This is a genomic window from Xanthomonas sp. LMG 8993 (genome assembly GCF_009835065.2).
In the GTDB taxonomy this organism is placed as follows: Bacteria; Pseudomonadota; Gammaproteobacteria; order Xanthomonadales; family Xanthomonadaceae; genus Xanthomonas; species Xanthomonas arboricola.
The window spans coordinates 593,942-615,327 of the sequence record NZ_QVIF02000002.1; the positions used below are offsets into that span (position 1 = coordinate 593,942).

The window sequence follows — 21,386 nt, forward strand, 5'->3', positions numbered from 1 at the left end:
GGAGGGAGGCACGGGGCCGCCAGGATGTCCAAGACAGGATGAGGAGGGCGTATCCGCATTCAGACGAGTGCGGTGTCAGCGGACTCTAGTCGCAGTGGCGTAAACAGGCACTGACCGTCGATATGGACGCCATCGCCACGCACCTCCACACGCCCGCTGGCGAGCAGGTCCAGCGTGGCCAGCAGCAGCGGGTGTTCGCGCGCCAGCACGCGAGCGGCCAGCTGCTCGGCGCTGTCGTCGGGCAGCACCGGCACGTGCGCCTGCGCGATCACCGTGCCGGCATCCAGCTCCGGCACCACCAGGTGCACGCTGGCGCCATGTTCGGTATCGCCGGCTTCCAGTGCGCGGGCATGGGTATGCAGGCCGCGATATTTAGGTAGCAGCGAGGGGTGGATGTTGAGCATGCGCCCGGCGAAGCGACGCACCAGCGGTTCGCCGAGGATGCGCATGTAGCCGGCGCAGATCACCCAGTCCGGCTGCGCGGCGGCGATTGCATCGCCCAGCGCAGCGTCGAAGGCCGCACGGTCGGCGAAGTCGCGCGGGCTGGCGCTCCAGCGCAATGCCTCATCGACCTTGTGCAGTGCCGGCGCCTGCGGGCGATCGGAAAACACGCCGACGACCTCGGCCGGCAGCCGGCCGCTGCCGATGGCATCGAGGATGGCCTGCAGGTTGCTGCCACGGCCGGAGGCCAGGACGGCCAGACGCAGGCTCATGGGGCTGGATTCGCTGAAGTCATGGGGCAGGGCGCGTCACGCGGCGGTGGCGGTCGGCGCGAACAAGGCCTTGACCTGTGGGCGCAGCAGCACCACCAGCGTAAACACGCCGACGACGGTACCGAACGGCATGAAGGAGCAGGAAATGCCGGCCACGATCAGGCACAGCAGATGCCGTCTGCGCTGGGCGATGCAGCGGCCCGCGTAGGCCATGAACGCCGCCAGCGTCAGGCCGCAGCCAATGAACACAGCCGCGAACACCACGAAGAACCAGCCGAACAATCGCGGATCCATCGATGGTGCGTCCGCATTGGCATGTGTCATGGGCAGGTGCCCGGAGATGATTGCAATGCCCATGAACAGATGGATCAACGGGAAAAGCGAAAACAGCGCAGTGATCGCGGCCAGCACATAGTGAAAGACCGACAGCAGTTTCAGGTGCTGGAGATCGTCAGCGCTGGCCGATGCCGGCAGTGCGCGCGGGGAAGCGTCCATGCAGCTCTCCTCGATCAACCGATCCGCACGCGCTCGTCGCCCTGTGCCGGGACCACCTGGCCGATGCGCCAATGCGCCAGCGACTGCGCATCCAGCGCCTGTTCCAGCGCGGCAGCCTGCTCGGGGGCGGCGATCAGCACGAAGCCGATGCCGCAGTTGAAGGTGCGCCACATTTCGGCATCGGCCACCGCGCCTTCGCGCTGCAGCCAGGCGAACACCGGCGGCAGCGTCCAGGCCTTGGCGTCGATGTCCAGGCCCAGGCCGTCGGGGATTACCCGAATGATGTTTTCGGTCAGCCCGCCGCCGGTGATGTGCGCCATGGCGTGGATGCTGTCGCCCTGCGACTTGAGCAGCGCCAGGATCGGCTTGACGTACAGCGCGGTCGGCGCCATCAGCGCATCGATCAGCTTGACGCCGTCGTCCAGCACCAGCTCGGCCGGTGAGCCGGCACGTTCGTAGATCTTGCGGATCAGTGAGTAGCCATTGGAATGCGGGCCGGACGAGGCGATGCCGATCAACACATCGCCCGCGCGCACCTGCGCGCCGTCCAGCAGCTGTGATTTTTCCACCGCGCCGACGGTGAAGCCGGCCAGGTCGTACTCGCCCGGCGGATACATGTCGGGCATCTCGGCGGTTTCGCCGCCGATCAGGGCGCAGCCGGACAGCTCGCAGCCACGCGCGATGCCGCCGACCACCGCCGCGGCGGTGTCCACGTCCAGCTTGCCGGTGGCGAAATAATCCAGGAAGAACAACGGCTCGGCGCCCTGCACCAGCACGTCGTTGACGCACATGCCGACCAGGTCGATGCCGATGGTGTCGTGCCGGCCCAGCTGCTGCGCCAGCTTGAGCTTGGTGCCGACGCCGTCGGTGCCGGACACCAGCACCGGCTCCCGGTACTTGCCGGACAGGTCGAACAAGGCGCCAAAACCACCCAGGCCGCCCATCACCTCCGGCCGGAAGCTGCGCTTGACCAGCGGCTTGATGCGTTCGACCAATGCATTGCCGGCATCGATGTCGACACCTGCCTCACGGTAGGTCATGGGCGAGGGATTGGAAGGCGTTGGGCTGGTCACGGGCGGGGAGGGCTCGGCTGTAAAGGCGGCGATTTTAGCAGCCACGTTGGCGCTGGCGTCCCATTCGGGCAACAATTCACCCGGATACGCTTACGTCATGGAACCGTCGATGCGCCGCAGTCTCGCTTTCTTTCTCGCCCTCGTGGTCGCCATGCCCCTCGCGCCAGCCTTTGCGCAGGCCGATCTACGCACCGAAGGCGACGTCGCCAAGGCGCAAAGTGCCTACGAGGCCGAAGTGCCGGTCAACAGCCAGAGCGAGTCCGATCGCCCCGGTGCGCTGGCGCGCGCGCTCGGTGCGGTGCTGGGCAAGGTGTCCGGCGACCGCGGCGTGATGAGCCGCCCCGGCGTCTCGCAGGCATTGCGCGGCGCGCCGGGCTATGTCGAAAACTACGACTACCGTCAGGACCAGGGCACCTCGCGCACCGGCGCGCCGACCTTTCGCACCGTGCTGGTGGCGCGCTTCCGGCAATCGGACGTGGATGGCCTGATCGCCGCACTGGGCCTGCCGGTGTGGCCGCTGCCGCGGCCCAAGCCGGTGCTGTGGCTGGCCATCGACGACGGCAGCGGCCCGCGCCTGGTCGGCGTGGGCCAGGCCAATGCCGCGCGCAGCGTGCTGGACCGGGCGATCGAGCGCGGCTACCGGCTCGGCCTGCCCGGCGGTGCGGCCGCCGAGCAGGTGCTGGCCGGCGCGATCTGGCGCAAGGACACCGCCACGGTGGCACGCGCATCGGCCAAGTACAGCCCGCCGATGCAGTTGATCGGCAAGCTCTACCGCAACGACGCCGGCTGGACCGCCGACTGGGTCTTCGTCGACAACGGCAACGTGCTGTCCAGCTGGACCAGCAGCGACGCCGACGCGCGTCGCGCGATGGCTGCCGGTGCCGACGGCGCGGCCGATGCGCTGGTCAAGCGCTACGCCAAGCGGGTGGATTCGGGGGTGCCCGGGGTTTACCGCGCGGTGATCACCGGGATCGGCAGCGCCGACGATTACCTGCGCGTCTCTGCCGCACTGCAAGGTGTTTCGGTGGTGCGCAGCATCCGCCCGGTCAGCGCCAATGGCGACCGCATGGAAGTGGACCTGGAATTGCTCACGGGCATTTCCGGCCTCAACCGTATGCTCGGCGACAACAGCCCGTTGGTGCCCGTGTCGGTGCCGACCGAGGGCCCGATCATTCTCGAAAACGAGCACGCCGAGTACCGCCTGAAATGACTTTGACTCCCGAAGCCGAGATCGCCCTGTTTCTGCGTCGCCTGAAATGGGTGGCGGTGACTGTCGGCGTGCTGTGGGTGGTATCGCTGCTGTCGCCGATCCTGACGCCGTTCGTGCTGGCGCTGCTGCTGGCCTGGCTGGGCGACCCGCTGGTGGACCGTATCGAGCGCGCCGGCCGCTCCCGCAACATCGCGGTGGTGCTTGTATTCGTGCTGGCACTGCTGCTGTTCGTGCTGGCGCTGATGATCCTGGTGCCGATGATCGAGCGCCAGATCATGACTCTGATCGACGCGCTGCCGCAGATGCGTGCCTGGGCGATCAGTACCGCGATCCCGTGGCTGGAAGCCAAGACCGGCGTGGAGCTGATGGGCTGGCTGGACCCGGAACGTCTGATCGACTGGATCCGCAGCCACTGGGAGCAGGCCGGTGGCGCCGCCAAGACCTTCTTCGGCTACGTGCAGCGGTCGGGCTTTGCGATGGTGACCTGGGTGATCAACCTGGCGTTGCTGCCGATCCTGGCGTTCTATTTCCTGCGCGACTGGGACCGCCTGGTCGAGCGTGTGGCCGCGGTCATTCCGCGCGCCTACATCGGCACCGTGAGCCGGCTGGCGCAGGAATCCAACGACGTGCTGGGTGGCTTCATCCGTGGCCAGTTCCTGGTGATGCTGGCGCTGGGGGCGATCTATGCCGCCGGCCTGTCCATCATCGGGCTCAATCTGGGCCTGTTGATCGGCATCATTGCCGGCCTGATCAGCTTCATTCCGTATCTGGGCGCCACCACCGGCATCGTGCTCGCCCTGCTGGCGGCGGTGGTGCAGGCGCAGGGTTTCGACCTGAAGCTGCTGATCGGCGTCGGCGTGGTGTTCACCGTCGGCCAGCTGCTGGAAAGCTATGTGCTGACGCCGCGCATCGTCGGCGACAAGATCGGCCTGCATCCGGTGGCGGTGATCTTCGCGGTGATGGCGGGCGGCCAGTTGTTCGGCTTCCTCGGCATGCTGCTGGCGCTGCCGGTGGCGGCGGTGGCCAATGTGCTGCTGCGCTATGCGCATGAGCAGTACACGCGCAGCGATCTGTATGCGGGCGAACGTGCCGGCATCGTGCTGCAGTCCACCAACGAGCGCAGCGTGATCATCGACCCAGGCAAGGACACCGATCGGCTGTGAGCGTTCCGCAGTTGCCACTGGCGCTACGCGCGCCGCCCGATCAGCGATTCGATAGTTACATCGCTGCGCCCGACGGCCTGCTGTCGCAACTGCAGGCGTTGGCGGTCGGGCAGGTGAGCGACTGGCTGTATCTGGCCGGCCCCGCCGGCACCGGCAAGACGCATCTGGCGTTGTCGGTGTGCGCGGCCGCCGAGCAGGCCGGACGCGCCCCGGCGTACCTGCCTCTGCACGCCGCCACTGGCCGGCTGCGCGACGCGTTGGAAGCGCTGGAAGGGCGCAGCCTGGTCGCACTGGACGGCGTGGAAAGCATTGCCGGGCAGCGCGACGACGAAGTGGCGCTGTTCGATTTCCACAACCGCGCGCGCGCTGCCGGCACCACCTTGCTGTACACCGCGCGGCACATGCCCGACGGCCTGGCCTTGGTGTTGCCGGATCTGCGCTCGCGGCTGTCGCAATGCATCCGCATCAGCCTGCCCGTGCTCGACGACGCAGGGCGCGCGGCGGTGTTGCGCGATCGTGCGCAACGGCGCGGACTGGCACTGGACGAGGCGGCAATCGACTGGCTGCTGACCCATAGCGAACGCGAACTGGCAGGACTGGTGGCATTGCTGGACCGGCTGGATCGCGAATCGCTGGCTGCCAAGCGCCGCATCACCGTGCCGTTCCTGCGGCGGGTGCTGGAGGATCGCGGCTCTTCGAGCGGCTGACGTAAGTAGTGCGCTCAGCGCTAGGTAGGCGCAGGTTGCTTCGCGCTTCTCATCTGCACATCTATCGCAGTGTCCAGGCATTCGAGGCACATCGCCTGAAGCTTGCAGAGCGGCCGATCTGCGGGTTGGCTGCAGGGCCCTTGTCCGCCCACCATCGCAGGACACGCCGCAAGTACGTCCTTGTGGGCTCTGGCGCGGCATCCATGCCGCTCAAGGTCCCGCGACGGTAGGCGGGCAAGGACCTGTCGGGATGGTCGGTGCGCATGGACAAGAGCAGGAGCGGCGCCGGCGGTTTGGCTGCAAGTCCGTCGAGATGGTCGGTGTTTGGGGTTCGAGCAATGCGCGACGCGCGGCCAGGCATTTGCAGCGGCGTGGTTGCGATCAGCCGCCGTCGCGCAGCAACCGGGCATCCAGCTCCGCCAATCGCTGCGGCGTGCCGACATCGGTCCAGCGCCCGGCGTGGTGGATGCCATCGATCAGGCCTGCTGCCATTTGCGCGCGCAGGATCGGCGCCAGCGCGAAGCGCGGCGCGGTGCCGGGGTGCTCCGGGAGCTGGCCGATGACCGACTGCCAATCGCGCAGCAACGCCGGTCGATACATGCCGATGCCGGCGTAGGTCAGCGTCGCGGGCAGATCTGCGCGCACCTTGCCATCGGCATCCAGCGCAAAGTCTGCGTGCGCGGCATAGGCGGGTTGATCGACCAGCACCAACTGCGCCAGGCCCGCCGGTGCGGCCGACAGCCGCGCAAAATCGAAATCGGTCCAGATATCGCCGTTGACCAGCAGAAACGGGGCCTCGCCCAGCAACGGCAACGCATGCAGCATGCCGCCGCCGGTTTCCAGCGGGGTGGCGCCCTCGAAGGAGTACGTCAGCCGCAGCCCGAACGCGCTGCCATCGCCCAGTCCCTGTGGAAGCTGCTCGGCCAGCCACGAGGTATTGATCACCACCTCGTCCACGCCCAGCGCGGCCAGCTTGCGCAGATGCCAGACGATCAGCGGTGTGCCGCCGACCGACAGCAGGGGCTTGGGCGTGCGCTCGGTCAACGGACGCATGCGCTCGCCGAAACCGGCGGCGAAGATCAGTGCCTTCATGCGCCGGCCTGCGCGGAGCGTGCCGCCAGGGCAGGTTTGACCAGGTCTTCCAGCAGGCCGATCAGCGGCGCAAGCTCGGGATGACGCGGCAACACTTCGTCCAGATAGACAATGAAACGCGGCACGTTATCCAGATACCAGTGCTTGCCGTCGCGATGGCTCAGGCGCGAGAAGATGCCGAGATTCTTCAGGTGCCGCTGCACGCCCATCCAGTCCGCATCGCGCAGGAATTGCGCCAGCGGCGGCACCGGTAATCCAGCCGCTGCGGCACGCGCGTGGTAGCGCTCCAGCCAGCCATCCACGCGCGCCAGCGGCCAACTCACCGAGGTGTCCTTGAACAGACTGATCGGGTCGTAGGCGATCGGCCCGATCACGCAATCCTGGAAGTCGAGCACCGCCGGCCCGTCGCCGACCGGCATCAGATTGCGCGGCATGAAATCGCGGTGGGTAAAGGCGCGCGGCTGCGCCAGTGCGTTGTCCATCAAGCGGCGCTGCACCAACTGCAGTTGTTCGGCCTGGCCGCAATCCAGCTGCAGGCCCAGGTGGCGACCAAGAAACCATTCTTCGAACAGGCCTGCATCGCGTTGCAGCAGCGCCTCGCCGAACACGCCGCTGTCAGCAGGCGGCGCAATGCGCTGCAGCAGCAGCAACTGGCTGATCGCAGCATCCAGCAACGCGTCGGCATTGGCGTCGGTCAGCACCTGCGCCAGGGTCGGCACGCCCAGGTCTTCCAGCAGCAGGAAGCCTGTTTCAAGATCCTGCGCAAGCACCTGCGGCACCCGCACGCCGTGGGTGCCGAGCAGGGCGTGCATGCGCAACCAGGGCGCCACGTTTTCCAATGCAGGTGGCGCATCCATCAGGATGCGGTCCACGCCGCGTCCTTGGGTACGCCAGTAACTGCGGAATCCCGCATCGACCGAGGCACGCTGCAGCGTGACCTCAGGGTCGTTCAACGCCTGCCGCGCCCATTGCAGACGAAGCGCAGCGCGCGCGGTATCGGGAGTCAACGATGACGTCATGTGTGAATGCTGTGTCGTGAAGTGAGGCGCCAGGTCGGCAGCCACGCCGGGTCGATCAACGCTTGCTGCCACTGAACAGCCGCAGCAGCGCCAGGATCGCGATCGCACCCAGCAACGCACCGAGGAAACCGGCCGGTTCGCCAGCGTGGTACCAGCCCATGTAGCGGCCGAACCAACTGGCCACCACTGCACCGGCGATGCCCAGCACGATGGTCAGCAGGCAACCCAGTCGCTGCGTGCCGGGCGTGATGAAACGCGCCAGCAGCCCGACCACGAAGCCGACCAGAATGATGTAAAGCCAGCTGTCGCTACCGAAGAGATTGTTCATCGCAGGCACCGAGGGAAGTGGGAGCGGCAGACTAGCATTCGCCGCCGCGGCAACCACATGTGCAGCGCCGATTGCCGCGACGGTGTTGGGGCTGCGTCCATGCGCATGCCGCAGCGCACGGCAATGCCACTGGGCCGCCCCGGCATGGGCGGGGCGGTCCAGGGGTCAATCAGCAGCAGCCATGCCCACCATGACGGGTGCCGCTGTCGGCCGCCACCGGCGAGCCGCTGGTCTCGCCGCGCAGGCAGGCGGCGTGGTGCTCGGCGATCACCTTGGACACGCAGGCCGTGACCCGCTTGCCCATCGGGATATGCAGGAACTCGTTGGGGCCATGCGCATTGGAATGCGGGCCGAGCACGCCGGTGATCATGAACTGCGCGCCGGGGAACTTCTCGCCCAGCATGCCCATGAACGGGATCGAGCCGCCTTCGCCCATGTACATCGCCGGCTTGTCGAAGAACGCCAGGCTGGCGTCGTCGATGGCTTTTGCCAGCCATGGCGCCATCTCGGGCGCATTCCAGCCCGATGAGGCCTTTTCCAGTTCCAGGGTCACCTGTGCGCCGTTGGGTGGGTCGCGCAGCAAGGCCTCTTTCAGCAGTTCGCCACAGGCCTTGCCGTCGGCGGTCGGCGGCAGGCGCAGCGACAGCTTCACCGCGGTCTGCGGACGCAGCACGTTGCCGGCCGACGCCAGCGGCGGCATGCCATCCACACCGGTGATCGACAGCGCCGGGCGCCAGGTGCGGTTCAACACCAGCTCGGTGAGGTCGTCGTGCATCGGCACCAGGCCCTCGACCATCGGGAATTTGTCGAAGATGGCGCTATCCAGCGTCGCCGCCGCGGCCTTGGCCTGCGCCAGCCGTTCGGCCGGCACCTGCACATGCAATCCCTCCAGCAGGATGCGGCCGCTGGCTTCGTCCTCGATCCGCGACAGCAACTGGCGCAGCAGGCGGAAGCTGGACGGCACCACGCCGGAGGCATCGCCCGAATGCACGCCTTCCTCCAGCACCTTCACGCTCAGGTTGCCGCCGGTCAGCCCGCGCAGCGAGGTGGTGCACCACAGCTGCTCATAGTTGCCGCAGCCCGAATCCAGGCACACTACCAGCGATGGCTTGCCGATGCGTGCGGCCAGATGGTCGACGTAGGCCGGCAGGTCGTAGCTGCCGGATTCCTCGCAGGCCTCGATCAGCACCACGCAGCGCGCATGCGGCAGGCCCTGGGTGCGCAGCGCCAGTACCGCCGCCAGCGAACCGAAGATCGCGTAACCATCGTCGGCGCCACCGCGGCCGTACAGCTTGTCGTCGCGCAGCACCGGCTCCCATGGGCCGAGGTCCGCATCCCAGCCGGTCATTTCCGGCTGCTTGTCCAGGTGGCCGTACAGCAGCACGGTATCGTCGCCCGATTCGGCACCGGTTGCCGGAATCTCGATGAAGATCAACGGCGTGCGGCCTTCCAGGCGCACCACCTCGACCTGCATGCCCTCGATGGCCTGCGCGCGCGCCCAGGTTTCCATCAGGGTGACCGCCTGCTCCATGTAGCCGTGCGCGACCCAATCGGCGTCGAACATCGGCGATTTATTGGGGATGCGAATGTAATCGACCAATTGCGGGACGATCTCGCGGTCCCAGGTGTCGCTGATGAATTGGTCGATCTTGGCGCTGTCCATGGAGGCTCCGAATACGTGACGTAATGGCACATTCTACGCCCGTGCCTGGGGGTAGGTATTTCCCTACAAGGCGGCGCGCAGTTCACCGGCTGTGTGAAAAGTTCGTTGGCGATAGGATTGCTGCATGTGGCGCGGGACACTGGCTCGGCCGGCAGGAATGCTGGCTAGGACCATCACCCAAGCCACAAGGAGCGTTGCAATGAAGTCATTTACCGTAGCCCTGAAGTCCCTGCTACTGGTGTTGCTGTTGTCCTCGAATGCGTATGCACTCGACAAGGTCGATATCAACACCGCGTCTGCTGAGGAATTGGACAAGGTGCTGACGAACGTCGGGCGATCAAAAGCCGAGGCAATCGTCGAGCACCGACAGGCAAACGGTCCCTTCAAGAGTGCCGAGGAACTGGCACTGGTCAAGGGCATCGGACTCAAGACGGTCGAACGGAATCGAGACCTGATCGAAGTGGGAGCCACGATGGCTCCCGCCAAGAAGGCTGCCAAGGGGGCGGCGGTGAAACCGGTGGGACGGCGTTAACGGGAAAGGATCCGAGATACGGTTCGACGCGAGGATGCGTGGCCGCAACCTAACTGGACAGGATGTCTGGGGGATGGCTGGAAGCCGACAAGGACGTGGAATCGCCCGGTGTTGCACTTGGATGTGCAGCCGGGCGTTTTTCGTTTTGGGTCCGCGTGGGTTGCGAGCGCACGCAAGCGTCTGCGACTGCAGGAAAGAGGCAGTCACAGCATGAAGCGCCGGTTACATCGTGAGGCGTCAATCGTTTTGTAGCTGTCGGCCCCATCCTCGAGTTTGAGGCTAGGTAGCAAGCCTGAGGGTCGGCAGCAGGCTTAAGTCACAGCATGACTGCCCGGGCGCCGCGCTTGCGGCACAATGCGCCCATGCAGCTGACAGACCTGAGCAGCCGGGTGATTCCGGCCACCGAGTACCGCCGTGAGCGGTGGCGCAATCAACTGGGCTGGACGCGCGAGATCCTGCGCCTCGGCGACGCCGATGCGTGGTCGCTACGCCTGTCGATCGCAGAGATCGAGCAGGACGCGGCGTTTTCCGCATTCCCGGGCATTGATCGCGAGCTGGTGCTGTTGCAAGGCAATGGCATGCGGCTGCAGTTTGGCGATGCTGCCAGCGGTATGGGCAGCGACGCCAGCACCAGCACCGACAACGACAACCGCACCGGCACCGACACCCGCACAGGCACAGGCACAGGCACAGGCACAGGCACAGGCACCGGTGCAGGCATTGGCATCGGCACGGCTACTAGCGGCGGTGTCAGCAAAAGCGATAGCGGCAGTGGCAATGAGGGCAGTGGCTCTGATCACGGCGGCCATGACGTCGGCACCAATGGCCGTACCGACGCCCCTGGCAGCAGTCATCGCAGCTGCGAGTTGCTGCCGCCGCACCAGCGCGTCCGATTTGCAGGCGAGGAAACGGTACATGCCACGCTGCTCGACGGGCCGACCCAGGATTTCAACCTGATGTGGCGGCGCGATCGGCTGCAGACCGAACTGCTGCACCGGCCGCTGGTCGGCACCATGCTGTTTTTCGCCGACCCGCGCAGCGCCTGGGCGATCCACCTGCTGGCAGGCCAGGCCAGCTTCGGGCGCGAGAGTGGCCTGCCACCGCTGGCTGCCGGCGATACTGCGTGGCTGAGCGCCTCCACACGCACGCGCCATGTGCTCGACGGCGGCGGCGAGCTGCTGGCGATCCGGGTGAGCCCGGTCTAGGGCCTTTCACGTATCTGCGAGCAGGGCGCGCCTCCTGGCACGCGCCCGGATGCATTCGTGTCAACGCAGACAAGCGACGGCATCGCTGTGCCACCTGGCTAGGGAACAGTGCAGGCGCCGGGAGTGGTTCCGGCAATTCCAGGGGGAAACCAATGAGTACCATCAGCTCGGTCGGAGCCGGCTATGCCGCCTACACGTCCTATGCAAGCCGCAGTGCGACCACCGGCAACGCCGCATCCGCCGCACAGGCGGAAAAAACCAATCCGCTGACGCAGTTGTTCAAATCCATCGATAGCGACAGCGATGGCAGCCTGACCGCGTCCGAGCTATCGACCGCGCTGTCGTCCAATAGCGATGACGACAGCAAGATCGACATCGACGGGCTGCTGAGCATGCTCGATCAGGATGGTGGCGGCACCGTCAGCGAGAGCGAACTGGCGCAGGCCTTGCCGCCGCCTCCGCCACCGCCGGGTGAGCAAGGACAGGATGTGCAGTCGTTGTTTGCCGGCCTGGACAGCGATGGCGACGACAGTGTCAGCAGCGGTGAATTGAGCACGCTGGTCAATGGCGACAGTGCGTCGAGCACGCAGCTGCTGGACCTGCTCGACAGCGACAAGAGCGGGGCGCTGAGTCTGCAGGAACTGCAGGAGGCGATGCAGCCACGCGATCCGCCGCCGCGACCGCCGTCATCGGCCGATGCATCCAGCAGCGACGGCACACAGCAGGCCTATGCAGCGTTGATGCAGATGGCCGTGGGGCAGTACCGCAGCATTGGCGGCAGCGCGACAACGAGCAATCTGGTCGATCTGGCAGCGTAATGCGGTGATCGAGAGAGAATGGGGAAGCCGGAGCGCGGTCCTGGATCAGCCGGTGCGTCTAGCGCGCAGCCACCGCAAGCAGGGATGTTGCGGATTTCAGCAGCAGACGCGCTGTGAGTATCTGCGTAATCGCTTTGTTGAGCGCTTTTGGCGGTGCCGCGTGCGATGGTTCAGTACACGTCGCGGCGATAGCGCCCGCTGCCCAGCAGTTCCTGTCTGACATCGGCTCCGAGGATGCAATCCAGCGTGCGGTCGAGTTCGGGTGCCATGCCGCGCAGGCTGCCGCAGACGTAGATGCAGGCACCTTGATCGATCCAATGACGCAGGCGATCGGCGGCTGCGGCCAGTGCGTGTTGGACGTAATGCGGTGGCTGTGGTTGATCGCGCGAGTAGATAAGCTCCAGGCGTTCGATCCAGCCGTCCTGATGCCACTGCTGCAACTCGTCGGCATACAGCGCGTCGTGCGCGGCATTGCGTTCGCCGAACAGCAGCCAGTTGCGCCGCGCGCCGGCTGCGATGCGTGCACGTAGATGCGCGCGCAGACCGGCGATGCCGGTGCCGTTGCCGATCAGCAGCATCGGCTGGTCGGGTGCGGGTGGGTGGAAGCCGGGGTTGCTGCGCAAGCGCAGCGCGATGGCTGCGCCGATCGGTGCATGGACGCAGAGCCAGCCGCTACCCAGCCCCAGGCTGCCGTCGGCGTGCCGATGCTCGCGCACCAGCAGTTCTGCATGGCCTTCCTCGGGGATGGAGGCAAGCGAATAGTCGCGATGGGGCAGGGCGGCCAAACTGCGCACCAACACATCTGCGTCCAGTGGTGAAGTTGTACCTGTGGCTGTTCCCGTAGCTGTATCAGTGCCTTTACCTATGTCCGTAATTAGGTCGATTTTGACTTCGGCATCGGCATCGGCATCGGCGCCAGTACCAGCACCAGCACCAGCACCATCGCTGAGACTGGCACCAGCATCCACATCGATACCGAGAGCGGCATCGGTATCGACGGGAAGTTGCGCGCCGCCGAGCCAGTCGCGCAGGGGGCGGCCGTCGATCTGCTGCGCGCCATCGTAGTGGTTACGCCGCAGCCAGGACTCGACCGCATCCGGGGCGTGACGCGGTGCGATCTCCGCGATATCGCCTGCGCTCCACTGCAGCAATGCGCCATCGCATGGCGTCAGGCGCAGCCGGTAAATCGGCGTACCCGCACTGCCGGGATTGACGTGGACACGTTCGCGTAGCTGCCAGGTGGTGTAGGTGGGCAGGCTCCAGTCGGGTTGCGTCGCCAGTGCGGGTGCCAGTTCCGCCAGACGGCGTTGCCAGTGCTGCAGGGCGTTGGGGTCAGCGTTATCGACCTCGATGCGTTCGAACAGGCGAGTGGCGCCGCGCGCCTGCAGGCGATCGTCGAGGCGCCGGCCGAACGCGCAGTAGTGCGCGTAACCACGGTCGCCAAGCGCCAGCACTGCGTACTGCACCGCCGTCAGATCCTGCGCGTGGTCGGCACGCCAGGCGCGCTCGGCGGCCTGCGCATGGTCGGGCGCATCGCCTTCGCCGGTGGTGCTGACGATGCACAGCAGCCGCGGCACGCGTGCGAGTTGATCGCTATCGACGGCTTCGATCGGCAGCGCATGCGCACCGACGCCGGCCGATTGCAGCGCGGCAACGCTGCGTTGCGCCAGCTCACGCGCAAATCCGGTCTGGCTTGCCCAGACGATCAACACGCCGCTGGCGTCTGCGCGTTGTGCGCCGACGCGCTTGCGGGCACGCAGCAGCACGACCGCGCACAGGCCCAGATACATTGCCAGGCCGAGCGCTGCCAGTTGCCAGCGATGCGGCGTGGGTGGGCTCCACCATGCGCCCTCATGCAGGCCGGCCAGCCAGCCAACGATGACCGCAAGCGCCAGCAGAGCCAGCCCGTTGCCCAGCCACACGCGTGAGGTGGTGTTGCTCATGACGCGGACAGGTGGCGTTCGAATGCCGGGCTCATGGATTCGAGCAGGATGCCGTCCTTGCGTGCAAGGAATCGCACGGCCAGGTCCGCCTTGCGTGCATGGGCAAGACCGGCATCGACGCCAAGCACGGTCATCGCGGTGGCCCAGGCATCGGCCTGCATCGCATCGGGCGCGAGTACGGTGACCGCCGCAGGGGCATGCGGAACGGGCGCGCCGGTGCGTGGGTCGAAGGTGTGCGTATAGCGTGTGCCGTCGGCATCGAAGCGGTGCCAGCGATCGCCGGAGGTGGCGACCGCCAGACCGTCCAGCACCAGCACGCGTGCCGGCAGCGCGCTGCCGGCATCTTCGTCGGGGGCGGATTCGACCAGCACGCGCCACGCGCTGGCATCGGGCTTGCGTCCGTAGCCGAACAATTCGCCGCCGACCTCGATCAATGCACTGTCGATACCCGACTGCAGCAATGCGCGATGCACGCAGTCCACACCGAAGCCCTTGGCGATGCCGGACAGATCCAGCGCCGCTGCGCCCGGCTGCAGCACCCGCTTGCCATCCAGCTGCAGGCGTTGCCAGCCGCAACGCAGGCTCGCCAATGCGATCGCCTGCGCTTCCGGCACACGCCGGCGCGTGCCGGCGGCGCCGAAGCCCCATAGCTCGACCATCGGGCCAACCGTGGGATCGAAGGCACCCTCGCTGGCCTGTGCGGTCTCCAATGCTGCGCTCAGCACTGCGTGGAATTCGTCGGGCAGGTGATGCCAGCTGCCCGCCGGTGCGCGGTTGTAATGGCTGATATCCGAATCGGCCTCCCAGGTACTCATCTGCGCGACCACGCGATCCAGCGCAGCCTGGATGCACGCATGCAAGGGGTGCAGATCGCGTCCGCGCGGCGCCACCAGCTTCACGCTCCAGGTGGTGCCCATGCTGCGGCCGCCGAGCGTGGCAATGGCGTGGTCGGCGGAAGACGATGCGGACATGGACGGACCTTATGAAGATGGGGCGGCAGGGTGCACGCTGCGTGCACTCCTGCCGCGTGCCGGCAGATTACTGCGGCAACACTTCCAGAGTGGCGACATAGCCCAGGCGGCGCTGCTTGGCCTGCGGCAGCGAGGTCTTGGTGTCTTCGGTGGTGGTTTCCAGCCAGTACATGCCCGGTTCCGGCCAGGTCACGCTGAAGCCGCCCTTGGCATCGGTTTTGAGCTTGATCTCGTTCTGCGCATCGCGATAGCGGGTGCCGCCGCGCACGATCTCTACCTCCAGCCCGGCGGCCGGTTTGCCATCCAGCTGCAGCGTGAATTGCGCCGCTTCGCCGGCGACCAGATCGTTGGGATGAGTCACCGGAATCAACTCGATGCCCTTGCCGGCGGGCTTGAAGACCGTGGTGGTCGGCGCACCGCGGGTGACGAAGGTCTCCACCCGGTTGAAGGACTGCGAGACCTGTAGATCCTGCGCGTTCTTCGGCACCTCGGTGGCGAAGCGTGCTTCGTCGCCACGCCAGCGCTTGGGCTTGCCGTCTTCCTTCCAGCTGGCGAACAGGCCGGCATTGACGATGCTCAGCTTGTAGGTGCCGGGCTGGGTGAGCTGCAGGTCGAACACGCTGCGGTACTTGCCGGTGGCCGGATTTTCCGGCTTGAGCGCGCTGCCATCGGGCGCGGTGATGCTCAGGTTGTCCAGGCGCAGCGGCACGTGGTTGAAGTAGAACAGGTCGTTGGACACCGCTGCATCCACGGTGATCCACGGCGCCTCACCGGCGATGACGGTCTGCGACGGCAGCAACCAGGCCTTGTGGGCGAGTGCGCTGAGCGGCAGTGCGGCGAGCATGGCGATCAGGACGAGCGAACGTTTCATGACAACTCCTTGAAGGACGATGAGGACAGTGGGTCACGTGTCTGATCAGCGCGCAGGTATGGCGCTGCGTGGATGCGTGGGAAGCGAATGTGTCTGGCAACGCGATGCATTGCGCAGCTGCGCCGTGGCCGGCCGCGTGTGCTGCGCGCGGCCGCCATCAGCAGGCAATGCTCAGGGTTTGGCGACCAGGCTGATGGCGCCGAGCTCGCTGCTGCCGCTGGCCTTGGCGGTCTGCGCAGACTTTGCCGGCCAGGTGAAGGGCACCTTGACCAGCTCGCGGCCGCCGACCTCGCGCGCGGCTTCCACCACCAGCGTGTACTGGCCGGGCGGCAGCGACTTCAACGCGCCCTTGGTGTCGGAGAACGACAACGCATGCGCGCCGGCCGGACGGGTGGGGCCGGTGACGCCGTCGACCGGCACCTCGAGGGTGCGCCCGCTCTTGCGCCACCACTGGCGCAGGTCCGGCAGCCACTTGGTGCCGTGGCCTTCGGCGGTGTCCTTGGATTGATACCAGACCGCCAGATTGGCAGCGACCTTCTGGTCCGCACCTTCCAGCCAGATCGCCACGTACGGGCGGTGATATTCGGCGACGTTGAGCTTGGGGATCTCGACGTTGATGTCGAGCGTGGCGGCGTATGCCGGCATGGCGAGCAGGCCGCTCAGGGCGATGGTCAGGGTGGCGCGCATGATCGTCTCCGGTAGGAAAAAGTCAGTGGATCAACAGCAGGGCGAGCAGCAACGGAATCAGCAGACCCAGGCCGACCAATGGCCAGGTCATGCGGCGCTGGCGGGCATGCAGATGCAGCAGGAACAGCCCGGTGATGCAGAACACCAGGCAGGCGATGGCGAACACGTCGATGAACCAGCCCCAGGCCGGCCCGGCATTGCGTCCCTTGTGCAGATCGTTGAGATAGGCGATGGCGCCGCGCCCGGTACGCTCGTATTCGATCGCGCCGGTGCTGCGGTCCAGGCTCAGCCAGGCATCGCCGCCAGGACGCGGCAGCGCCAGATACACCTCGTCGGCCGACCATTCGCCGGCACGCGTGCCGATGCTGATATCCAGCTCACGCCCCAGCCATTGCGCCACGCGTGGCGGCAGCGGGGCATCGCCTTCTTGGCGGCTGCCCAGGGACTTGAGCAGGGCCGGCGGCAGCGTGAGCGTGCGGTGTTCGGTCGAAGGGCTGGCTTCGATGCGCGCGGCATGGTTCAAGGTCAGCCCGGTGATGGCGAACAGCAGCATGCCGATCAGGCACAGCGCCGAACTGATCCAATGCCATTGATGCAGCATGCGCAGCCAGAAACCGCGGCGTTGCTGGGTGGTGGCAAGAGTGTCGTTGGAGGTCGTCATGGCGCTCAGGCCACATCCGCCGCAAGTGACGGCTGCAGGTGCAATTGCCGCGTGGCCACTTCGCCCAGCAACGCGCGCAGACGTGGCTGCGTTGCACCCGCCAGCAATGGCGTGAGTTGTTGCAGGAAGCCGGCATGCCCGCCGGCGATCGCACGGCGCATCCATCGCTCGGCCTGATCGATGTCGCCGGCGTCTGCGAGCAAGGTGGCGTAACCGGCCTGGCCACGGAAATCGCCTGCTTCGGCGGAGCGGCGGTACCAGTGGCGCGCGGCGACCGGATCGGCAGCGCAGGCCAGGCCTTGGTCGAGATAGCGCGCCACGAAGTTCATCGATTTGGCATGCCCGCGATCGGCGGCGGTGCGATACAGCGCCAACGCCTGCGCGTGGTCCTGCGCCACGCCGCGGCCGGAGCCGTACAGATGGGCGAGGTTGTACATGCCCCAATCCAGCCCATGCTCGGCGGCGCGGCGGTACCACAGCGCCGCCAGCACCTCATTGCACGCGGTGCCGAAGCCCAGTTCGTGGCAGCGCCCCAACTGGTTCATCGCTTCCGCATGCCCGGCATTGGCGGCGACCTCGTACCACAGCATCGCCATGGCCGGATCGGCGGGGATGCCGCGGCCTTCGGCGTAGAGCTGGGCGAGCAGCAGTTGCGCCGCCAGATCCTGGCGCTCGGCGGCCTTGCGCAGCAGCGCGACCGCGCGATCGGGTTGCGTGTGCAGCAGCTCGATCAACTGCGCCGGGTCCAGTGCGGGCTCAGACATCGGCCCACTGCCGCAGCAGGTTGTGATACACGCCGGTGAGCTGGATCAGCGACGGATGGCCGGGGGTGTCCTGGGTGAGCCGCCGGATCGACACATCCAGTTCGAACAGCAGGCGACGCTGCGCATCGTCGCGCAGCATGCTTTGCGTCCAGAAGAAACAGGCGACACGGGCGCCGCGGGTCACCGGCATCACCCGATGCAGGCTGGTGCCGGGATAGATCACCAGGTGCCCGGCCGGCAGCTTTACCGACTGCGTGCCGTAGGTGTCTTCGATCACCAGCTCGCCGCCGTCGTAGCTGTCCGGGTCGCTGAGAAACAAGGTGGCCGAAACATCGGTGCGCACGGGATCTGCGCCGCCGCGACTGCGGTCGTAGCGGATCGCGTTGTCGACGTGGTAGCCGAACGATTGCCCGCCGCTGTAGCGATTGAACAGCGGCGGATAGATGCGCCGCGGCAAGACCGCCGAAAAGAACGTGCTGCTGCGCGAGAGTGCGTCCAGCACCAGCGCGCTGGCCTCGCGTGCGACGGCGCTGTCTTCGGGCAGTTGTGCATTGTCCTTGGCCTGCGCCGACTGATGGCCGGCGGTGATGCGGCCGTCTGCCCAGTCGGCCGCGTCCAGCCGCGCGCGCAGCTCGGCGAGCTGGGCGGTGCTGAGAACATCGGGAATGGGCAGCAACATGCGGTGGTCTCCACGCCGCCCGCTTTGTGCGGGCGGCGTGTCAGTGGGTCAGAAACTGAAGGTGGCGCTCAACACCGCCGAGCGGCCTTCGCCCGGAAGCGCCCAGCCACTGCCGGCGGTGACGGTGCCGGCCGCATTGACGGTGAGGTTGTTGCGCACGCTGGTGTAGTACTCCTCGTCGAACAGGTTGTTGACGTTCAATTGCAGGCTGAGCCAGTCGTTGACGCGCAGGCCGACCATCGCGCGGTGCACCCAATAGTCGTCGGTCTTGATGTAGGCCGCGGCCGAGGCGTTGTTGGGATAGAAACCGCCCTGGTAGGTGACGCCGTAGCCGAAGGTCCACTGGTTGAGCGTATAGGTGGTCCAGATGTTGCCGGCATTGCGCGGGGTCTGCACCAGGTCGCGTCCGGCCACCGGGTCGCCGGTGAGGCTCTCGGTGCGGTTGGACACGCTCTGCAGCACTTCGCTGTCCAGGAAGGTGTAGTTGGCGAAGATCGACCAGCGGTCGGTCAGGTAACCGGCGGCGCCGAGCGCGATGCCGTCCACCCGTGCCTTGCCGTCCAGCACCTGCTCGGGGATCAGCGGATCGCCGCTGTTGACCTTGTAGTTTTCGCGCTCGTTGCGGAACAGCGCAGCGGTCAGTGCCAGACGCTGGTCCAGCACGTCCCACTTGCCGCCCAGTTCGATGTTGACCGCCGTCTCCGGCTCGACATTGCAGTTGGCGCCGGCGGTGGCCGTGGCGATCGGCGTGCACGAGCCGTTGACCGAGGCCTTGGACGGCGTCTTGCTGTTGGCGTAGGACAGATACAGGCTGGCGTTCTCGGCCGGCTTGAACACCAGACCGGCGCGATACGAGAACAGGTCCTCTTCGCTGCCGGCCGGGAAGCCCGCGCTCACACCAGTGACGTTGCCGGCGGCGTTGACGGTGTAGGTGGTGCTGTCGCCTTCGTTGTGCTCGTAGCGGCCGCCCAGGTTGAGCATCCATTGTTCGTTGAACTGCAGCGTGTCGAACAGGTACACCGCCTGATTGGTCAGGCTGCCCTTGCTGCGCCCGGTGCGGAAATAATTCTGCGGGCCGGTCCAGATGTTGTAGGGATTGTCGAAGGACTGCACCGGGTAGGTGATGCCGGTGGTGGAGCCATCGGCATTGCGGAAGGTGGTGCCGCTATTGAGTTCAAAGTCTTCCTTGCTGAAGGCCACGCCTGCGACCACACGGTGCTCGATGGCGCCGGTATGCAAGGTGGCGGTCAGGTCGGTCTGGCTGTGCGCGATGAAGTTTTCCGTCTCGCGGACCAGGCCGCGGGGGCCGCTGTTGGGGTTCCAGCTGGCCGCCGGCTGGCCGACGCAGGCGCGGCCGGTGTACGGGTCGGTGCCGTTGGGCAGGCACCAGGTGCCCTGCAGTGCGGTGGCATTGGTGGTCTGGTCGACGCGCTGCACGCGCGCCAGGCTGCGCAGTTTGACGTTGTCGTCGAAATCCATTTCCAGCACGCCGGTCAGCATGTCCACGTCGATTTCCTGACGCGAGGTATTGCGGTAACCGAAGAAGGTTTCCGGGTCCACGCCCGGCAGCGGGCCGTCGTTGAACGGGCTGAGTGCGAACGGCACGCCGTACTGCGGCAGGTTGTTGTCGTGCTGGTGCAGGTAGCTCAGGGTGAAGCGGGTATCCGAGCCCAGGCCAAACGCCACCGACGGCGCAAAGCCCCAGCGATGACGGAACTCCTCGTCGCGCCCCGGCACGTCCTGGGTGTGGCCCATCGCGTTCAGGCGCACGGCGGTGCCGTTTTCGAAGTCGTAATTGCTGTCGGCGGTCAGCCGGCCATAGCGGTCGCTGCCGCCACCGACCACGACGTGGGTGAAGTCGCCCTGGCCGGCGGTCTTGGTGACCAGATTGATGTTGCCGCCGACCGAGCCGGCGCCGGACATGGCCGAGTTGGCGCCGTTGATCAGCTCCACCGCTTCCAGGTTGAAGGTGTCGCTGCGGCTGTACTGCGCGCTGTCGCGCACGCCATCGGTGGTGATGTCGCTGCTGGCGGTGAAGCCGCGCAGGTTGATGCTGTCGCCATAGCCACCGCCGCCTTCGCCGGCGCCGAAGGTGATACCGGGCAGGGTGCTCAGCACATCGCGCAGCGACAGCAGGTTCTGCTGGTCCATGGTCTGCTTGGTCACTACGGTGATCGTCTGCGGCGTGTCGCGCAGCACCTCGGTGTACTTGGGCGAGGACGGTTTCTGCGCGCGTTCCTGCTGCACCCGGATGGCGTCCAGATCGACCGCGCCCGGAGGCGCCGGCGCATCGCCAGGCTGGGCGAGGGCAGGAGCGGACAGCGTCAGCAACACGGCCGAGGTGAGCGGGGAAATCCTGGGAGTCATGAGGCGTCTCGAAGAAGAAAGAGAGGCTCCGGCCTGGCGATGGCTCGGCGGATGCGGGATGGGAAGTGGATCGGGGAATGCGCGCCCGCTAGCCCGAGGCGGCCAGTTGGCCCGACCAGTCTCCGGACACGCACAGGCGCTGCGCAGCAAGGCGCATGCGGGGCAGGAACGGGAAAAAGGTGTCGAGCAGAGCTGGGCGCATGGGATCGCAGGGCAGGCCAGTTGTTAAGAAGGCCTGAAGGGTTGCGATCTTAAATGCAAATCATTCTTCTTTGCAATCTTTGTCGGCTGGCGCCATGCACCGGGCAATCACGCTGGCTGAGGTGTCAGGCCGTTGCGGCGATCGATGCGGGTTGCATGGGGCACCGCGCGGTTTGCGCCTGGTGGTGGGCCGAGGTGTCGCTTGCACGACTGGTCGCTCGCTG

At 66.6% G+C, this 21,386-nt stretch carries 21 protein-coding genes; 6 read left to right on the top strand and 15 right to left on the bottom strand.

Annotated features, from left to right (window positions below; translation table 11 throughout):
- Positions 1 to 59 precede the first annotated feature (59 nt).
- The 3 genes from purN to purM are packed head-to-tail and all read right to left on the bottom strand — an operon-like array spanning position 60 to position 2,356.
- The gene (gene purN / locus DYQ94_RS05655; RefSeq protein WP_126965863.1) at positions 60 to 713 is read right to left on the bottom strand and encodes a phosphoribosylglycinamide formyltransferase; all 654 of its coding nucleotides are present in this window, start codon (positions 711 to 713) and stop codon (positions 60 to 62) included.
- A 36-nt stretch (positions 714 to 749) separates the two neighbouring features.
- Positions 750 to 1,208, bottom strand: a complete 459-nt coding sequence (locus tag DYQ94_RS05660) for a hypothetical protein (RefSeq protein ID WP_160954516.1) — start codon at positions 1,206 to 1,208, stop codon at positions 750 to 752.
- Between the two features lie 14 nt (positions 1,209 to 1,222).
- Positions 1,223 to 2,356, bottom strand: coding sequence for a phosphoribosylformylglycinamidine cyclo-ligase (purM, locus tag DYQ94_RS05665; RefSeq protein ID WP_179465435.1), 1,134 nt, complete (start codon positions 2,354 to 2,356; stop codon positions 1,223 to 1,225).
- Positions 2,357 to 2,378: 22 nt separating this feature from the next.
- On the opposite strand from purM, the gene DYQ94_RS05670 reads away from it, so the two are divergent.
- Genes DYQ94_RS05670 through hda form a run of 3 tightly spaced genes read left to right on the top strand, consistent with a single transcriptional unit; the run spans position 2,379 to position 5,361 of the window.
- Positions 2,379 to 3,491 carry a DUF2066 domain-containing protein gene (locus DYQ94_RS05670; protein ID WP_046343651.1) on the top strand — a complete coding sequence of 371 codons (1,113 nt, stop codon included), beginning with the start codon at positions 2,379 to 2,381 and terminating at the stop codon, positions 3,489 to 3,491.
- On the top strand, positions 3,488 to 4,654 hold the full coding sequence (locus DYQ94_RS05675; protein ID WP_016904627.1) for an AI-2E family transporter: 1,167 nt from the start codon (positions 3,488 to 3,490) through the stop codon (positions 4,652 to 4,654). The genes DYQ94_RS05670 and DYQ94_RS05675 overlap by 4 nt, the downstream gene beginning before the upstream one ends.
- Positions 4,651 to 5,361: a DnaA regulatory inactivator Hda gene (gene hda / locus DYQ94_RS05680; RefSeq protein WP_102581288.1), complete on the top strand. Its 711-nt coding sequence runs from the start codon at positions 4,651 to 4,653 to the stop codon at positions 5,359 to 5,361. The genes DYQ94_RS05675 and hda overlap by 4 nt, the downstream gene beginning before the upstream one ends.
- A gap of 381 nt (positions 5,362 to 5,742) precedes the next feature.
- Here hda and murU read toward each other — a convergent pair whose 3' ends face one another.
- The 4 genes from murU to DYQ94_RS05700 all read right to left on the bottom strand — a co-directional run bounded on the left by murU (position 5,743) and on the right by DYQ94_RS05700 (position 9,463).
- Positions 5,743 to 6,453: an N-acetylmuramate alpha-1-phosphate uridylyltransferase MurU gene (gene murU / locus DYQ94_RS05685; RefSeq protein WP_126965864.1), complete on the bottom strand. Its 711-nt coding sequence runs from the start codon at positions 6,451 to 6,453 to the stop codon at positions 5,743 to 5,745.
- Positions 6,450 to 7,472: an aminoglycoside phosphotransferase family protein gene (locus tag DYQ94_RS05690; RefSeq protein WP_126965865.1), complete on the bottom strand. Its 1,023-nt coding sequence runs from the start codon at positions 7,470 to 7,472 to the stop codon at positions 6,450 to 6,452. The genes murU and DYQ94_RS05690 overlap by 4 nt, the downstream gene beginning before the upstream one ends.
- Before the next feature lie 55 nt (positions 7,473 to 7,527).
- Positions 7,528 to 7,800, bottom strand: coding sequence for a GlsB/YeaQ/YmgE family stress response membrane protein (locus DYQ94_RS05695; RefSeq protein WP_006452367.1), 273 nt, complete (start codon positions 7,798 to 7,800; stop codon positions 7,528 to 7,530).
- A gap of 169 nt (positions 7,801 to 7,969) precedes the next feature.
- Entirely contained in the window at positions 7,970 to 9,463 is a 1,494-nt protein-coding gene (locus DYQ94_RS05700; protein ID WP_126965866.1) for a M20 family metallopeptidase, read from the bottom strand.
- 157 nt (positions 9,464 to 9,620) lie between these two features.
- Between DYQ94_RS05700 and DYQ94_RS05705 the strand changes: the two genes are divergently transcribed.
- The 3 genes from DYQ94_RS05705 (at position 9,621) to xopAW (ending at position 12,018) form a co-directional block, all read left to right on the top strand.
- Positions 9,621 to 9,995 carry a ComEA family DNA-binding protein gene (locus DYQ94_RS05705; RefSeq protein WP_308409822.1) on the top strand — a complete coding sequence of 125 codons (375 nt, stop codon included), beginning with the start codon at positions 9,621 to 9,623 and terminating at the stop codon, positions 9,993 to 9,995.
- A 362-nt stretch (positions 9,996 to 10,357) separates the two neighbouring features.
- On the top strand, positions 10,358 to 11,200 hold the full coding sequence (locus DYQ94_RS05710) for a HutD/Ves family protein (RefSeq protein ID WP_184429067.1): 843 nt from the start codon (positions 10,358 to 10,360) through the stop codon (positions 11,198 to 11,200).
- 152 nt (positions 11,201 to 11,352) lie between these two features.
- Positions 11,353 to 12,018 carry an EF-hand domain-containing protein gene (xopAW, locus tag DYQ94_RS05715; protein WP_102251588.1) on the top strand — a complete coding sequence of 222 codons (666 nt, stop codon included), beginning with the start codon at positions 11,353 to 11,355 and terminating at the stop codon, positions 12,016 to 12,018.
- A gap of 170 nt (positions 12,019 to 12,188) precedes the next feature.
- On the opposite strand, the gene DYQ94_RS05720 is transcribed toward xopAW, so the two are convergent.
- From DYQ94_RS05720 to DYQ94_RS05755, 8 genes are all read right to left on the bottom strand, one after another.
- Positions 12,189 to 13,961: a flavodoxin domain-containing protein gene (locus tag DYQ94_RS05720; RefSeq protein WP_184429065.1), complete on the bottom strand. Its 1,773-nt coding sequence runs from the start codon at positions 13,959 to 13,961 to the stop codon at positions 12,189 to 12,191.
- Positions 13,958 to 14,932 carry an FAD:protein FMN transferase gene (locus tag DYQ94_RS05725; protein ID WP_160954511.1) on the bottom strand — a complete coding sequence of 325 codons (975 nt, stop codon included), beginning with the start codon at positions 14,930 to 14,932 and terminating at the stop codon, positions 13,958 to 13,960. Before DYQ94_RS05725 ends, DYQ94_RS05720 begins: the two co-directional genes overlap by 4 nt.
- Positions 14,933 to 14,999: 67 nt before the next feature.
- Positions 15,000 to 15,803 carry a DUF4198 domain-containing protein gene (locus tag DYQ94_RS05730; RefSeq protein WP_126965869.1) on the bottom strand — a complete coding sequence of 268 codons (804 nt, stop codon included), beginning with the start codon at positions 15,801 to 15,803 and terminating at the stop codon, positions 15,000 to 15,002.
- A 171-nt stretch (positions 15,804 to 15,974) separates the two neighbouring features.
- A complete protein-coding gene (locus DYQ94_RS05735) occupies positions 15,975 to 16,490 on the bottom strand; it encodes a DUF2271 domain-containing protein (RefSeq protein WP_039519819.1) in 516 nt (171 codons plus the stop codon).
- Positions 16,491 to 16,512: 22 nt separating this feature from the next.
- Positions 16,513 to 17,151, bottom strand: coding sequence for a PepSY-associated TM helix domain-containing protein (locus tag DYQ94_RS05740; protein WP_104646065.1), 639 nt, complete (start codon positions 17,149 to 17,151; stop codon positions 16,513 to 16,515).
- 5 nt (positions 17,152 to 17,156) lie between these two features.
- Positions 17,157 to 17,915, bottom strand: a complete 759-nt coding sequence (locus tag DYQ94_RS05745) for a tetratricopeptide repeat protein (protein WP_126965870.1) — start codon at positions 17,913 to 17,915, stop codon at positions 17,157 to 17,159.
- Entirely contained in the window at positions 17,908 to 18,594 is a 687-nt protein-coding gene (locus DYQ94_RS05750; protein ID WP_104561035.1) for a Fe2+-dependent dioxygenase, read from the bottom strand. The genes DYQ94_RS05745 and DYQ94_RS05750 overlap by 8 nt, the downstream gene beginning before the upstream one ends.
- 48 nt (positions 18,595 to 18,642) lie before the next feature.
- Entirely contained in the window at positions 18,643 to 20,961 is a 2,319-nt protein-coding gene (locus DYQ94_RS05755) for a TonB-dependent receptor (RefSeq protein ID WP_126965871.1), read from the bottom strand.
- Between the last annotated feature and the right edge of the window lie 425 nt (positions 20,962 to 21,386).

Bases quoted from the DNA above. Each gene is read 5' to 3' on its own strand.
- DYQ94_RS05705 (WP_308409822.1), top strand. From the start codon at position 9,621: ATGCTGGCTAGGACCATCACCCAAGCCACAAGGAGCGTTGCAATGAAG.
- DYQ94_RS05690 (WP_126965865.1), bottom strand. From the start codon at position 7,472: ATGACGTCATCGTTGACTCCCGATACCGCGCGCGCTGCGCTTCGTCTG.
- DYQ94_RS05755 (WP_126965871.1), bottom strand. From the start codon at position 20,961: ATGACTCCCAGGATTTCCCCGCTCACCTCGGCCGTGTTGCTGACGCTG.
- DYQ94_RS05670 (WP_046343651.1), top strand. From the start codon at position 2,379: ATGGAACCGTCGATGCGCCGCAGTCTCGCTTTCTTTCTCGCCCTCGTG.
- DYQ94_RS05700 (WP_126965866.1), bottom strand. From the start codon at position 9,463: ATGGACAGCGCCAAGATCGACCAATTCATCAGCGACACCTGGGACCGC.
- DYQ94_RS05710 (WP_184429067.1), top strand. From the start codon at position 10,358: ATGCAGCTGACAGACCTGAGCAGCCGGGTGATTCCGGCCACCGAGTAC.
- DYQ94_RS05695 (WP_006452367.1), bottom strand. From the start codon at position 7,800: ATGAACAATCTCTTCGGTAGCGACAGCTGGCTTTACATCATTCTGGTC.
- DYQ94_RS05740 (WP_104646065.1), bottom strand. From the start codon at position 17,151: ATGACGACCTCCAACGACACTCTTGCCACCACCCAGCAACGCCGCGGT.
- DYQ94_RS05735 (WP_039519819.1), bottom strand. From the start codon at position 16,490: ATGCGCGCCACCCTGACCATCGCCCTGAGCGGCCTGCTCGCCATGCCG.
- DYQ94_RS05720 (WP_184429065.1), bottom strand. From the start codon at position 13,961: ATGAGCAACACCACCTCACGCGTGTGGCTGGGCAACGGGCTGGCTCTG.
- DYQ94_RS05725 (WP_160954511.1), bottom strand. From the start codon at position 14,932: ATGTCCGCATCGTCTTCCGCCGACCACGCCATTGCCACGCTCGGCGGC.
- DYQ94_RS05750 (WP_104561035.1), bottom strand. From the start codon at position 18,594: ATGTTGCTGCCCATTCCCGATGTTCTCAGCACCGCCCAGCTCGCCGAG.
- DYQ94_RS05675 (WP_016904627.1), top strand. From the start codon at position 3,488: ATGACTTTGACTCCCGAAGCCGAGATCGCCCTGTTTCTGCGTCGCCTG.
- murU (WP_126965864.1), bottom strand. From the start codon at position 6,453: ATGAAGGCACTGATCTTCGCCGCCGGTTTCGGCGAGCGCATGCGTCCG.
- DYQ94_RS05660 (WP_160954516.1), bottom strand. From the start codon at position 1,208: ATGGACGCTTCCCCGCGCGCACTGCCGGCATCGGCCAGCGCTGACGAT.
- DYQ94_RS05730 (WP_126965869.1), bottom strand. From the start codon at position 15,803: ATGAAACGTTCGCTCGTCCTGATCGCCATGCTCGCCGCACTGCCGCTC.
- DYQ94_RS05745 (WP_126965870.1), bottom strand. From the start codon at position 17,915: ATGTCTGAGCCCGCACTGGACCCGGCGCAGTTGATCGAGCTGCTGCAC.
- xopAW (WP_102251588.1), top strand. From the start codon at position 11,353: ATGAGTACCATCAGCTCGGTCGGAGCCGGCTATGCCGCCTACACGTCC.
- purN (WP_126965863.1), bottom strand. From the start codon at position 713: ATGAGCCTGCGTCTGGCCGTCCTGGCCTCCGGCCGTGGCAGCAACCTG.